The sequence below is a fragment of the Acinetobacter sp. CIP-A165 genome (genome assembly GCF_000367985.1).
Taxonomy (GTDB): domain Bacteria; phylum Pseudomonadota; class Gammaproteobacteria; order Pseudomonadales; family Moraxellaceae; genus Acinetobacter.
This window is the reverse complement of the sequence record NZ_KB849202.1, coordinates 230,385-244,455: the sequence shown is the minus strand read 5'-3', so window position 1 is coordinate 244,455 and position 14,071 is coordinate 230,385. Positions and strand designations below refer to the sequence as shown.

Below are 14,071 nucleotides of genomic sequence, written 5' to 3'. Positions count from 1 at the left end.
ATAGCCTGTCCATAAATGACTTATTGACGGGCTTTTTTAGCGCTCCAATTTATCATCCATATACAAATAACAGATAAAAAAAACCACGCAGGAGCGTGGTTTATAAAATGGTGGCTATGACGAGACTTGAACTTGTGACCCCCGCATTATGAGTGCGGTGCTCTAACCAACTGAGCTACATAGCCGTAAACTGTGAGCGCATTATCTAGGGTTCTACTGAGTAGGTCAAGCCTATGACTTTGAAAATACAAAACATATGCACATTTTTTACGCGCTTAATTTGCGATTGTTCATTTTTCAGCACAAGCAACAACACATATTAAAATTCAATCAATATTTCCAATAGATTGAATTTAAAAATCCAAAAAGTTAATGTGGTTCCGTTAATTAGACCACTCAATTCAGTTTTATAAGTGATAAATCCGCTCTAAATATTTAAATTATGCTGCCATTACTTTTAGTAAATGTTGATCATAAAATTCATCCGGTGTTGCCTTATTCAAACTTGAATGAGGACGTATCATGTTATAAAAATCCAAATATTCAGCAATTGATTGTTTCGCTTGTTTAACCGTATCGTAAGCCTTCAAATAGACTTCCTCATGCTTCACGCTGCGCCATAAACGCTCAATCATTACATTATCCATCCATCGTCCTTTCCCATCCATACTGATACGGATATTTCGCAATTTTAACTCATTCAAAAATGCCTCGCTTGTGAATTGACTGCCTTGGTCTGTATTAAACACCTCAGGACAACCATATTTCACAATTGCTTCTTGCAACGCATCTATGCAAAAGCCTGTTTCCATACTGATCGATACACGATGAGCCAGTACTTTACGACTATGCCAATCTATAATTGCACACAGATAGACAAAGCCTTTAGCCATAGGAATGTACGTGATATCTGTACACCAGACTTGATTAGAGTGATCGATGACCATGTTTTTCAACAGATATGGGAAAATACGGTGTGCAAGATTAGGCTTACTGGTATTGGGTTTTGGATACAAGGCATGTATTCCCATCAAGCGCATTAAACGTCGGACTTTACGCCGACCTATTTGATGCCCTTGACGCTGTAGCATATCTCGTATCATTCGACTGCCCATAAATGGGTAGTCGAGATGAATTTCATCGATCAGGCGCATCAAACTCAAATCAGTTGATGAAATCTCTTTGGACTTGTAATACAACGTACTGCGATTGATTTGAATCAATTGCGATTGTTGTCGTACCGAAAGTTGATGGGTCTTATCGATCATTTTTTGCCGCTCAGCTGCCCTATTTTTCTGAGCGCACCTTCTAAAAAATCAATTTGCAATGCCTGATGTCCTATCTTGGCATGTAGAGCTTTGAGGTCAATCTCTGGTTCTTGTTGTGCTGTTGGTCGTGAAAAAATATTGACTGATTGCTCAAGCAGTTGATTTTTCCAATCGATGATTTGGTTTTGATGTAAATCGAATTGAGTAGAAAGTTCAGCGAGTGTGTGGTCGCCTTTAATTGCTGCGAGAGCAACTTTAACTTTAAACTCTGCTGAATGATTACGACGTTTTCTTCGTGTCATGGTTGACTCCAAAAACAAGCATTTCCCATGCTTATTGGGGAGTAGATTATCACTTATAGGCGTGGTCTAAAATCCTAGAACCACATCAAAGTTAACGATTAAAATAATTTTTTAAGTTTGACAAAAACAGCAGATAAAAAGAGACCACGCAGGAGCGTGGTCTATAAAATGGTGGCTATGACGAGACTTGAACTTGTGACCCCCGCATTATGAGTGCGGTGCTCTAACCAACTGAGCTACATAGCCGAAAACTGTGCGCGCATTATCTAAACTTTTACTACACACGTCAAGCACAATTTTTAAAAAATCTGGGAAGTGGGCCTGTAAGCCGGGTTCTGTCGAGGACGATCATTCCTCTAGGCGTACAATCACTCGTACGCTCAAGCGACCTACCCGAATCCAGCACGGGCCGTGCCTCAGGATTCCTATTTGGTCTTGCTTCTGGTGGGGTTTACCTTGCCGTGAACTGTTACCAGACACGCGGTGCGCTCTTACCGCACCCTTTCACCCTTACCTCACGAATGAGGCGGTCTACTCTCTGCTGCACTTGCCGTCGGTTTACACCGCCCAGGCGTTACCTGGCACCCTGCCCTATGAAGCCCGGACTTTCCTCCCCTGTTTCAGTCACGGAGACCTCCACAGCAGCGACCGTCCAGCCCACTTCGTCGCGCATATTAGCAAAGTTCGAACTTAATTGCTCGATTTTTTTTGCGCTGTTAATTTTTTATATTTCTGCATGAGTTCATCATGTGATTCGGCATGCTGAGGATCCAGTGGAATACAATCCACTGGACAAAACAACTGACACTGTGGCTGATCAAAGTGCCCGATACACTCTGTACAAAGTGCAGGATCAATCTCATAAATCAGCTCGCCCATATAAATCGCTTCATTGGGGCACACAGGTTCACAGACATCACAGTTAATACATTCATCTGTAATATATAAGGACACGTTACCAGCCTTGTTGATGTTTACGTTCAAAAGCCTCAACCACAACGGGAGGCACAAATTTAGCTACATCACCTTTTAAACGCGCAATCTCTCTGACCAAAGTCGATGAAATAAATGAATATTGCTCAGATGGCGTTAAAAAAACCGATTCAAATTGTGGATCAAGTTGGCGATTCATATTTGCCAACTGAAACTCATACTCAAAATCTGAAATTGCTCTTAAACCACGCAGTACCGCTGTCGCACGTTGTTCACGGAAGAAGTTGACTAACAAACCATCAAACCCCACAAATTCTACATTATTTAGGTGGCTTAATGATGTTTTGGCTAATGCTACACGCTCTTCTAAGCTAAACACTGGATTTTTATGGTGACCAATCGCAATCGCAACAACCACTTCATCAAACATTTTTGATGCTCTTGCAACCAAGTCGACATGTCCATTGGTAATTGGATCAAAAGTCCCTGGATAAATCACACGTGTTTTAGACATGCGTTGTACTCTGCTTCAATGAGATAAGTTGGGTATTTTAACAAAAGTTAAGCATAAACGCGAAATTCCTAAATGATGGAAAAAGATTACGTTTTACGGCACAATAAGCACAATTGTGGAAGTTTGAATTATGGCGAAAGCAACAGTAGTAAAAAAACATAATGGTGGCACGATTGCTCAAAACAAAAGAGCGCGTCACGATTACTTTATTGAAGAAAAATTTGAAGCTGGCATGTCGTTGCAAGGCTGGGAAGTTAAATCCCTACGCGCTGGTCGGATGAGCTTAACTGAAAGTTATGTGACTTTTAAAAATAATGAAGCATTTTTATTTGGTGCACAAATTCAGCCTTTGTTGTCTGCCTCAACGCACGTCGTTCCAGAAGCAACCCGCACGCGTAAGTTGCTCCTTTCTCGTCGTCAATTAGAACACCTATTAGGTGCAGTCAACCAAAAAGGTTATACCTGTGTTCCTTTAGCCTGTTATTGGAAAGGTCATTTGGTTAAGCTAGAAATTGCACTGGTAAAAGGTAAGCAATTGCATGACAAACGTGCCACGGAAAAAGACCGTGACTGGCAACGTGACAAATCAAGAATGTTGCATAAGTAATAAAAAAACCTCCAAATCATGATGATTGGAGGTTTTTTTATGGCTGAAAAATTCATTTTATAAATGCTTTAACTTTAGCTCAGCCAAATATTTCCCAAATTTTCGTGCCGTTTCCAGATCGCCTTCAGGTGGCGTGATTTCTACGCTGGCATTATCAGACTGTGTCATCAAACCTAAAAAGCTCGACATACGGTTAATATCCTGTGGACTGCGCCCTGTCGGCATAAATGGCAATCCTGCCCATAACATGCCATGTTGCATCGCAAATAAATTAATTTGCTGCAATACCGCGAGCTTATCACCACTCAGCCCACCGCCATTGGTAAAACCAGCAGCCAGTTTCCCTTGCCATGACCGTGCTAACCAGCGTTTAGAAGAATCTTCCATAAACTGTTTTAATGCAGAGGTCAGACTCCCCATATACGTTGGGCAGCCCATGACTAAAACATCCGCTTGATCAAGCAATTCCCATAGCGGTGCTGCAACAGAAATCAGGTGAACTTCTGCACCAGCTTGCTCTGCACCTTGCGCTATATGTTGCGCGACTTTAGCTGTATGACCATAAGGACTATGATAAATCACACAAACTTTAACTTTGGGAGTGTCTTGATCAATAACGAACATGGAAAATTTAAAAACCAATGAATTGAATCAAGTTTAACATTTTTCTCAGATACAAGGCGAATCAAGCGCATAAAGAATGCAATTTATTGCATAAAAACAAAGGTCGCCATGCGGCCTGTTTTCGCATCACGGCGATGAGAAAAGTAGTCTTGCGCCTGTTGATAAGAGCATTGATCTCCTCCTAGAATCGTCTCAACCCCTAAACGATTGAGGATAAATCGAGCAATCGCATATAAGTCAGCTTGGTATTTCCCTTCAATCTGACCAGCGATAAAAGCACTTTCTAGTTCGGGATATTTATCACAAAAAGCCGCTTTTACTTCTGCACCAACTTCAAAACAAGGTTGGCTAATCGCGGCACCTAACCATGCCCAAGTCGGCTGTGATTGCATTTCATTGACTGTGTTTTCAACAATACCACTGGCCAAGCCACGCCAACCTGCATGAAGATTGGCAACTTCATTTCCTTCGGCATTGCCCAATACCACAGCCAAACAATCAGCTGTCATCATCATTAAGGCATGACCTGTACGCTGCGTGACTAAGCCATCACCTTCAAGCGCGGTAAATGGAATTTGTTCATTGATCGTATGACAAATGGTGCTATGCGTTTGAGTCATCCATGTCAGTTTATCCACTCCGAACTGAGACAACTCACGCAACAACACCATACGATGCTGTTGAACACGTTGCACATCATCATTGACATGCAATGCCAAATTAAAACCATAAAGATTTTTATTGTCCGTTGCAATCATTTGAGGGTGTTCAATTCGTGTCTGCCCAACGTATACACCTTTAGGCAAACCTTGTACAAATTCCATGCCTTAATTCCTTAACATCGTTGCTTAATAAGCCTCATTTTCACTACGAAGCACTTCAAGTAATTTAATAAAGTCTTCAGGCCACGGCGCTTCAAACATCATTTCTTCACCTGTGCGTGGGTGAACGAGTCCAAGTTTTGCGGCATGTAAGGCTTGACGCTTAAAATTACGCAACATATCAGTTAAGGTTGCTGAAGCCCCAGCTGGAAAGCGCACACGGTTGACATACACAGGATCTCCAACGAGTCCGTGCCCAAGATAGCTAAAGTGCACACGAATTTGATGCGTACGCCCTGTTTCCAATTGCGCTTGTACACGAGTAAAGTCTCGGAAACGCTCTTTTACATTATAGTGAGTCACAGCATCGCGCCCGCCTGGCAGGATCGCCATTTTGACACGATCAACAGGATGGCGTTTGATCGGTTCATCAATCGTTCCACCCGCAATGATATTGCCGTATGTAACAAGATCATAAACACGATAAACCGTTTTCTTTGCCAGTTGTTTACTGAGTGAAAATTGCGCTTCTAATGTTTTCGCAACCACCAACAAGCCACTGGTATCTTTATCGATACGATGCACTAAACCTGCACGAGAAAGCTCCGCAAGTTTAGGACAGTGATAAAGTAAAGCATTGACCAGTGTTCCTGAGGGATTACCCGCACCCGGATGAACCACCATGCCGATTTCTTTATTAATCACGATAATATCATCATCTTCATAGACAATATTGAGTGGAATATTTTCAGGTTGGCTCGAGGTTTGCGCTTCAAGCTCAACATCGAGTGTGAGTAACTCATTGCCTTCACAGCGGTACTTGGGCTTAACAATGTTACCATTTACCAACAGATGGCCGTCTTTCATCCACTGTTTAAGTTTTTCACGAGAAAACTCGCTCCAAACCAATGCCGCTACTTGATCAATACGTTGACCTAAATAGTCTTCATCGAGTTGAATTTGCAACGATAAACGTGTTGCAGTTGAGTCAGAAGTATGATTATCTGCATCGACAGATTCTTCGAGTAAGAAATCTGTTTCAGATACGTTTGAATTGGAAGATTGTGCTGAAGTCATTTGATGATCGGTACAAAAATGGTTTAATACAACCATTGTAGCTCATTGCCCAGAATAACAGAGGAGTTTTTATGTCGCTACCACGTTATAAAATTACGATGCTTGCACTATCTTTAGGTGTGGCATCTGCATTTGTGGGCTGTAGCAGCAATCCAAGCAAGAAAGAAGTGGTTGATAAAGGACCACAATCGAGTGAACAAATTTATTTTGAAAAAGCGCAAAAATCGCTAGAGCGCAATCAATACACTGATGCCGTAAAGTCACTGGAAGCCTTGGATACCTATTATCCGACTGGTCAATACACGCAACAAGCGCAACTCGAACTTCTCTATGCCAAATTTAAACAAAAGGATTATGAAGGGACAATCGCGCTTGCAGATCGTTTCATTCGTTTAAATCCTCAACATCCAAATGTTGATTATGCCTACTATGTTCGCGGTGTTGCGAATATGGAAATGAATTACGATAGCTTGATTCGCTATACATCACTACAACAATCACACCGTGATGTGAGCTATGTCAAAGTTGCTTATCAAAACTTTGTTGATTTAATCCGTCGTTTTCCTAGCAGCCAGTATTCGGTTGATGCTGCGCAACGGATGAAATTTATTGGTCAAGAACTTGCTGAAAATGAAATGAATGCAGCACGTTTTAATATCAAGCGTAAAGCATGGCTTGCTGCTGCTGAGCGTGCACAATGGGTGATTGAACATTATCCTCAAACGCCTCAAACGCCGGAAGCATTAGCAACACTTGCTTATAGCTATGACAAACTGGGTGACAAAGCAACGTCACAACAATACGTTGAAATATTAAAATTGAACTATCCAAATTTGGTCAAATCAAATGGTGACGTGAATTTACGTGCAGCACGTAAAGAAGGCAGTTGGGTCAATCGCGCTACCTTAGGTTTATTGGGTCGTGAGTCTCAAACTGTCGAAACTGAAGAAAATGATGTTAAAACTGAGCAACAACGCAGTTTAACCAATCGCTTAAGTTTTGGTTTATTCGACAAACCAGAAACTGAACAAACTAGCGAAGAAGATGCCGCAAATTAATCCTGCGATCACAATCTAGTTCGGCAAACAGGCAAGTCACCCCTTGCCTGTTTTTCATTTTCTAGTTACTAAATCACAGATACAATTTCCCCTGCAATACGATACTCGGAAACGTCACCCACAACCTGCGTGGTATCAAAAGAGTAACAAGGCTTGTATACTAAATACTGTATTTAAAGAAATACATAAAGTGAACAGGTTTTGTGGTGAGCTGCGATTATAGCAGCGCAAGATGCCTTTCTTGCGAAGCGTTGCTTCTCATTTGGGCAAAACCAAAGTAGGTCGAACCGAAGGTTTATCCTAAAATTGGATGAGCGCTAAACAAGACTCCGCTAAAGACATTTAATTCTTCTTATTGGTTAAACCTTATGGCTATTCCACAACATACGATTGATCAAATTTTAGATCGAACCGACATTGTCGATTTGATCGGTCAGCGTGTGAAGTTAAAAAAAACAGGAAGAACCTATTCAGGCTGTTGCCCATTCCATCAAGAAAAAACACCGTCTTTTCATGTGTATCGAGACAAACAGTATTTCCATTGCTTCGGCTGTCAGGCCAATGGCAATGCAATTCGATTCTTGATGGATATTGATAGTCGGAACTTCGTCGATGTGATGCAGGACTTATCAAATAAAACGGGCGTCGAGCTACCCAAAGACAACCATGACAATAAAAAACTTTCTTATAAGCGTAGTACCCAAGTAGCGGTGAATCCACCAACACAAACAACTCATAGTCCAACGCCAAATCCAGCCGTCATTGATGAACCAATTGATGGTCATTTTGTTGATATGGATCGCTACATGGATGATCCTTTTGCCCAATTTGATCCATCATTTAACAGGGATGAATATGTGCAGGAAGGAAATCTATATGACCTTTTGGAAAATGTAGCGCAATTTTATGAACGCCAATTACCCAATAATCAAAAGGCACAAAATTATTTTAAACAGCGCGGTTTATCTGCTCAAACCATTCAATTTTGGCGTTTAGGGTATGCACCCGAAGATTGGCAACATCTCGAAAAAGCCTTTCCTCAAGATATTGAAGGCTTGAAACAACTGGGGCTGATTCGCTCAAGTGATAGCGGTCGAGATTTTGATTTATTACGTGAAAGGGTAATTTTTCCGATTCGTGACCATAAGGGTCGAGTGGTCGGTTTTGGTGGTCGTGCACTCAACAATGAGATCAAACCTAAATATATCAACTCCCCAGATTCTGAAGTCTTTCATAAAAATCAATTGCTTTATGGGCTATACGAAGGGCGTAAACAAAAAGCCAATGACTGGCTAATGGTTGAAGGTTATATGGATGTGATTGCCCTACAGCAGTATGGCATCAATGGCGCAGTGGCGACGCTTGGAACTGCAAGTAATGCAGATCATTTAAATACCTTGTTTAAACAAAACTCACGAATCACTATCGCCTTTGATGGTGATGCTGCGGGACAAAAAGCAGCACGTCGAACTTTGGAAATCGCACTCCCCTTACTCAACGATGGACGTGAGTTAAAGTTTTTCGTACTTCCAAATGAACATGACCCAGACTCTTTAATTCGTCGTGAAGGTTTAGAAAGTTTCCAGAAATTATTACAACAAGCGCCTCTACTCTCTGACTTTGTATTTGCCCATCTGACTGGACAGCATGACATCAGTTCACCTGAAGGTAAAAGCTTAGTGATGGGAGAACTGCGTGAATTGACAGAATTATTGCCGAAGCATGGTTCATTTCGTTATTTGCTGACACAATCTTTCCGTGAAAAATTAGGTCTAGGCAAACGTTTTACTCCTCAAGTCAGCCATGATGCATCTTTATCTTTCAATATTCACACCAAAGATGAAGACTTTGCGATTGCAATATTAATGCATCACCCTTATCTGTATATTCACTTTGAAGAACTTCGTGCGGTCATTGATCCAACTGAACTCTTAGCCAAAATATTGGCAGTACTGAATACTGTGTTTGATGATTTACCTGATGATCAAGAGTTAGCAACCTATTATGTACTTGGTGCATGTAGCAGCTATGCTCATGAGCTTGCCGATATTATGCAGCGTACCAATATTCAGTCACTCACTGAAGCGCCTGAAATTGCAGATAAACTGGCAAAAGAATATGCTTTGGGACTACAAGAAAAATATTTAAGATTAAAACTTAAATCACCAATTTCTTTAATTGAATCACGTAATTTACGTCAGCAACTCAATGAACTAACGAAACAAATTAGTCTACGCTTATTGTCTTAGTCACAAGCTTTACTGTTTCGGCTTACGTTCATGCTCAAATACGTCGTGCAGATGTTGTTGTAACCATTCGAAGTAGTCAGGATTTTCAGCTTTGGCAGCCTCTCTTAATAAAATCGAAGTAGGATGCATTAACTTTTGACTTAAACGGTGGGCAAATTCTTGTAAAACCTGTTCAGGTGCATGACCATGTTGTAATGACTCTAAAGCATGTGCCAACTCATGCTGACTTATTTCTTCGCTATGTTGTCGATAGGCTTGAATCGTGCCACTTGCTTCTTTGACTTTTTGTTGGGTCATCAATTGAGTCGCCAATTGATTGACCATGATCTCGGCTTCAACAGCAGCCTGACGTCGTTGCGCTAAGTTCTCTTCAATGACGCTTTGTAAATCATCCACACCATATAAATAAACGTTATCCAATGATTCTACTTTCGGATTTATATCGCGTGGAACAGCCAAATCAACCATCAGCATTTGTTGATAACGGCGTCTTTTTAATGCGACTTTAACGTCATTATATTCAATCACTTGATGCAAACTACCTGTACAGCTTGAAATCACATCAGCTCTATGTAAATTTTGTGCTAACTCTGAGAAAGAAATAATTTCAACATCAGCTTGATGTGCAAGTTCTTGTGCCAATTGATCAGCTCGTTCACGGCTACGATTGCAAATAATGATTTTAGCCACTCCCATTTCAGCCAAATGTTTGGCAACAAGAGTATTCATCTCACCTGCCGCAACCACCATCACTGTTAATTTTTCTGGATGACTAAAGACCTGAGAAGCGAGCTGAGCAACTGCATACCCCATTGAAACAGCATGGCTGCCAACAGAGGTTTCTGAGCGAACGCGTTTCGCCGCATAAAAAGCATATTCAAAAATACCATTTAACTCTGGAGAAATGGTTTCGGCATCTTTAGACAGGGCTAATGCACTTTTCACTTGCCCTAAGATTTGTGGCTCACCCAGCATGAGTGAATCCAAACCACTTGCCACGCGCATCAAATGTGTAACAGCTTGGGCATTTTCGTAACGATAAACATGATGAATCAATTGTTTAACATCAATATTATTCACTTGGGCGAGCCAATGCAGGACGCTATCCGCATCCTCAGTTATGGCATACACTTCCGTCCGATTGCATGTCGAAACCACCACCATATCTTTAAGCGCTGGGTGTTGGTGTCGATCAAGCAATAGCGTGGCCAATCGCTCTGCATTGAAAGCAATTTGCTCACGGAGTTCGACAGAAGCTGTCTGATGGTTGACACCCAGTGCAAAGAAAGACATATCAGATCATCATTCCGCTAAATTTATGCTATTGTGCAACATCGGTGTCATAAAAAGCATTACTTTGGATCAATAAAAATTGCGTCAACTATATCGCCGTATCCATTTTCACGGCAAGACGATTAGACGGTATTCTACCACAATCTTATTGTTAGGTAGTATGAGCGCTTACGCCTCCGCACAAGCAATACACGACATGTATGCAGATCAGAGCTTTGAATACGCACTGAAACAAAGCATGGTTGCTGAATTTTCTCTCGCCTACGATGATATTCCAACAGCATTGCACAATTATACTGTGCTTGCGATTCGCAGCAATTCAACCACCATCAAACAGCGCGCGCTAGACATTGCACTTGAATATGACGATTTGCAAGCCGCTTTAGATATTGCCACCCATTGGGTTGAACAAGAGCCAGAAGATGTTCCTGCATTATTCTACTTGTCACATATTTCGCTCAAAACCCATGAATATGACCTTGCCGCAAAAACACTGGATAAGATTTTAAATATTGATCCAACTGCTGATTTAGAACAAATTTTAGCTGGGATCGCACCTGAACAAGCGCAAGATCGCAAGATTTTATTAAATGCACTCAGTGCAAGTAAAGAAAAAAACAACCCATCAATTTTGGCACTCATCGCAGGGTTAGAAGCACAAGATGGCTTATATGAACAAGCGCTCACCAATATTAATCGTGCACTGCGTAAACGCTCAAAATCCACGAGTTTCGTTTTAATGAAAGCCAATTTACTCATGGCTTTAGGTGATGAAACCGCAACTCAAAAATGGCTCGCTCAGGCCAGTCGCAAAAACAAGAATAATATTGATATCCGTTTAGCAGAGGCGCGCTACTACATTCAGCTCAATCAACAGCAACAAGCTTTTGATAAGCTGAAAGCGATTATTAAAGATCATCCCCAAGCCGAAGATGCCTTATTTATTGCTGGTTTGACCAGTATTGATCTCAAACAATACGAACATGCCGAGCAATATCTGGTTGAGTTGCGTCATTCTGAAAAATACCAAAATGAGGCCTATTATTACCTTGCAATTAATGCGCAACGTAAGCAACATTTTGAAACGGCAAAAGCCTATTACCGTCTGGTCGATGGCAGTCTATATATTGTTTCTCGACGCAACATGATTTCTATTTTTGAACAGCAACAACAACTCAATGATGCGCTGCGTTTTTTAACACAAGAGCGAGTGAATTATCCGCAACACGCCAGTTTCTTATATCAAGCCCAAGCGGATATTTTAAAGAAAATGGACAATAAAAAAGCTGCTTTAGCGTTGCTTGATGAAGCCATCAAGAATATTCCAGATGATCCTGAATTGATTTATGCCGAAGTTTTATTACTCGATCCATTTACCGACCGAGATAAGCTCGATAAAACCTTAAAACAATTGTTATTGATTGAGCCGAATAGCCCAACCTATCTAAATGCTTATGCCTATACACTCGCCTTACAAAATCGCCGTTTGAAAGAAGCACGAAAATATGCAGAACTAGCGCTTGAATACGCGCCTGAACAAGCATCTATTTTAGATACACTCGGTTATATTGCTTTTTTGCAAAATGATTTTGATACTGCTGTTGCGGTTCTTGAACAAGCTTATGGTCTGAGTCAGAACATCAATATCGGGGTTCGCTATGCCAAAGCGCTGTATATGCAAGGTTCACTCACGCAATTTAGCGATGTGTTACAGCAATTGAAACAAAAACATGCGAATGCCCCACAATTACAACAACTTGATAGCTTAATCTTACCTGTCACTGTAAAAAAGAGTTAAATCCATGCGTTTTTTTCCAAAACTATGCGTCGCAATATGTAGCAGTAGCGCGCTGTTTTTAACTGGCTGCCAACATTTAAGCCAACCCAAAAAAGTTATTACATCTCCCCAAGTACAGGATGAAAACAACTTCAGTTTGCAAGGAAAAATTGGCGTACGCACACCACAACAGTCTGGTAGTGCATTCTTCACATGGATACAACAGCAAGAACAATTTGATATTGAACTGACAGGCATCCTTGGTGTCGGAAAAACACAGATTCAGGGTAGATCGGGTGAGGTCACGCTCAATAGTGCTAAAACTGGTTTAATTACGGCAACATCACCTGAGGAATTATTAGAAAAAGCCACAGGTTGGCAAGCGCCTATTATGCATTTAACACATTGGGTACAGGCCAAACCTGCGACCCTACACGCGCAAGCAACCCGAGATGAAAACCAACGTTTAAAACAACTGATTGAAGATGGCTGGACCGTCGACTTTAGTTATAACGATGCCCAAACGCTACCCAATAAGCTGTTATTGAAACAAGCGCTTGCCGAAGATCAAGAAAACCGTATTACAATGGTCATTCAAAACCGATAGCTTAGATTATTCTATTATGATTAGAGTCCCTTCCCCTGCTAAATTGAATTTATTTCTTCATATCACAGGTCGTCGAGAAAATGGTTATCATGAATTACAAACGATTTTTCAACTGATTGACTTGTATGACTGGATGACTTTTGAAGAAACTAATGAAGAAATCATTCAAATTCAAGGCTTAGCAGAAGTACAACTCGAACAGAATTTAATCTATCGAGCAGCCCAGTTACTCCGCCCCCATGCCAAAAAACCCTGTGGTCTCAAGATCCAAATTGAAAAAAATATTCCAATGGGTGCGGGGCTAGGTGGCGGTTCTTCCAATGCAGCGACCACCCTGATTGTACTCAATCAGCTTTGGCAATGCGGTTTAAATGATCAACAACTCGCTGAGTATGGCGTACAACTTGGTGCCGATGTTCCCATCTTCGTTTATGGACGAAATGCATGGGCAGAAGGGATCGGTGAACATTTATCATTCATAGACTTAGCGCAAAAAAAGTTCATAATTTTAAAACCTGACTGTTTTATCAGCACTCAACAGCTATTTTCACAAAAATCATTGACAAGAGATTCTAAGATCACTACATTTTGCGCCTATCAGTTACAACCTTCTCTTTTTAGAAATAACTTTGAACCTTTGGCTCGACAGTTATATCCTGAAGTTGAAGAAGCAATGCAATATTTAGATCAGTTTGGTCTAGCAAAGCTTACAGGTACAGGTGCTTGTGTTTTTACTGAAGTAACCGAAGAGATGGACATCGCGTTGATCTTGCAAAACGCACCATGTAAAGCTTACGTGGTCAATAGTTTAGCAGAATCACCTTTACGAAATTTCGAAGTTATGCGTTAGGGGCGTCGCCAAGTGGTAAGGCACCGGGTTTTGATCTCGGCATCCGTTGGTTCGAATCCAGCCGCCCCTGCCAATTTTCATCTGTAGATAT

General features: G+C 41.2%; 13 protein-coding genes, 3 tRNA genes and 1 other RNA gene. 7 read left to right on the top strand and 10 right to left on the bottom strand.

Annotated features, from left to right (window positions below; all coding sequences use genetic code 11):
* Positions 1-108 precede the first annotated feature (108 nt).
* The 6 genes from F991_RS06740 to coaD all read right to left on the bottom strand — a co-directional run bounded on the left by F991_RS06740 (position 109) and on the right by coaD (position 3,017).
* A tRNA-Met gene (locus tag F991_RS06740) sits at positions 109-185 on the bottom strand.
* Between the two features lie 255 nt (positions 186-440).
* A protein-coding gene (locus tag F991_RS06735) for an IS3-like element ISAcsp5 family transposase (RefSeq protein WP_100222370.1) occupies positions 441-1,570 on the bottom strand; the annotation gives its coding sequence in 2 pieces (ribosomal slippage) (positions 441-1,318 and positions 1,318-1,570; 1,131 coding nt in all).
* Between the two features lie 169 nt (positions 1,571-1,739).
* A tRNA-Met gene (locus F991_RS06725) sits at positions 1,740-1,816 on the bottom strand.
* A 62-nt stretch (positions 1,817-1,878) separates the two neighbouring features.
* Positions 1,879-2,234, bottom strand: an RNA gene (rnpB, locus tag F991_RS16870) — RNase P RNA component class A.
* Between the two features lie 26 nt (positions 2,235-2,260).
* The gene (locus F991_RS06720; RefSeq protein WP_004670068.1) at positions 2,261-2,524 is read right to left on the bottom strand and encodes a YfhL family 4Fe-4S dicluster ferredoxin; all 264 of its coding nucleotides are present in this window, start codon (positions 2,522-2,524) and stop codon (positions 2,261-2,263) included.
* Position 2,525: 1 nt separating this feature from the next.
* Positions 2,526-3,017, bottom strand: a complete 492-nt coding sequence (gene coaD / locus F991_RS06715) for a pantetheine-phosphate adenylyltransferase (RefSeq protein WP_004670066.1) — start codon at positions 3,015-3,017, stop codon at positions 2,526-2,528.
* A 130-nt stretch (positions 3,018-3,147) separates the two neighbouring features.
* Between coaD and smpB the strand changes: the two genes are divergently transcribed.
* Positions 3,148-3,624: an SsrA-binding protein SmpB gene (smpB, locus tag F991_RS06710; protein ID WP_004670064.1), complete on the top strand. Its 477-nt coding sequence runs from the start codon at positions 3,148-3,150 to the stop codon at positions 3,622-3,624.
* A 57-nt stretch (positions 3,625-3,681) separates the two neighbouring features.
* Here the strand turns inward: smpB and F991_RS06705 are convergent, their stop codons facing one another.
* The 3 genes from F991_RS06705 to rluD all read right to left on the bottom strand — a co-directional run bounded on the left by F991_RS06705 (position 3,682) and on the right by rluD (position 6,146).
* Positions 3,682-4,248: a flavodoxin family protein gene (locus F991_RS06705; protein ID WP_004670061.1), complete on the bottom strand. Its 567-nt coding sequence runs from the start codon at positions 4,246-4,248 to the stop codon at positions 3,682-3,684.
* Positions 4,249-4,331: 83 nt separating this feature from the next.
* Positions 4,332-5,072 (bottom strand): peptidoglycan editing factor PgeF, encoded by a 741-nt coding sequence (gene pgeF / locus F991_RS06700; protein WP_004670060.1) that lies wholly within the window; start codon positions 5,070-5,072, stop codon positions 4,332-4,334.
* Between the two features lie 24 nt (positions 5,073-5,096).
* Positions 5,097-6,146, bottom strand: coding sequence for a 23S rRNA pseudouridine(1911/1915/1917) synthase RluD (gene rluD, locus F991_RS06695; RefSeq protein ID WP_034595178.1), 1,050 nt, complete (start codon positions 6,144-6,146; stop codon positions 5,097-5,099).
* Between the two features lie 71 nt (positions 6,147-6,217).
* Between rluD and F991_RS06690 the strand changes: the two genes are divergently transcribed.
* Complete coding sequence (locus F991_RS06690) at positions 6,218-7,204, top strand: outer membrane protein assembly factor BamD (protein WP_004670056.1); 987 nt, start codon at positions 6,218-6,220, stop codon at positions 7,202-7,204.
* A 368-nt stretch (positions 7,205-7,572) separates the two neighbouring features.
* Positions 7,573-9,453: a DNA primase gene (locus F991_RS06685; protein ID WP_004670053.1), complete on the top strand. Its 1,881-nt coding sequence runs from the start codon at positions 7,573-7,575 to the stop codon at positions 9,451-9,453.
* A 9-nt stretch (positions 9,454-9,462) separates the two neighbouring features.
* On the opposite strand, the gene hemA is transcribed toward F991_RS06685, so the two are convergent.
* The gene (hemA, locus tag F991_RS06680) at positions 9,463-10,746 is read right to left on the bottom strand and encodes a glutamyl-tRNA reductase (RefSeq protein ID WP_004670050.1); all 1,284 of its coding nucleotides are present in this window, start codon (positions 10,744-10,746) and stop codon (positions 9,463-9,465) included.
* A gap of 79 nt (positions 10,747-10,825) precedes the next feature.
* On the opposite strand from hemA, the gene F991_RS06675 reads away from it, so the two are divergent.
* The 4 genes from F991_RS06675 (at position 10,826) to F991_RS06660 (ending at position 14,053) form a co-directional block, all read left to right on the top strand.
* Positions 10,826-12,544: a tetratricopeptide repeat protein gene (locus tag F991_RS06675; RefSeq protein WP_004670048.1), complete on the top strand. Its 1,719-nt coding sequence runs from the start codon at positions 10,826-10,828 to the stop codon at positions 12,542-12,544.
* Between the two features lie 4 nt (positions 12,545-12,548).
* On the top strand, positions 12,549-13,130 hold the full coding sequence (lolB, locus tag F991_RS06670; RefSeq protein WP_004670047.1) for a lipoprotein insertase outer membrane protein LolB: 582 nt from the start codon (positions 12,549-12,551) through the stop codon (positions 13,128-13,130).
* Between the two features lie 16 nt (positions 13,131-13,146).
* Positions 13,147-13,980, top strand: a complete 834-nt coding sequence (gene ispE / locus F991_RS06665; protein WP_004670045.1) for a 4-(cytidine 5'-diphospho)-2-C-methyl-D-erythritol kinase — start codon at positions 13,147-13,149, stop codon at positions 13,978-13,980.
* Positions 13,979-14,053 (top strand) — tRNA-Gln (locus tag F991_RS06660). The genes ispE and F991_RS06660 overlap by 2 nt, the downstream gene beginning before the upstream one ends.
* The last annotated feature ends 18 nt before the right edge of the window (positions 14,054-14,071 follow it).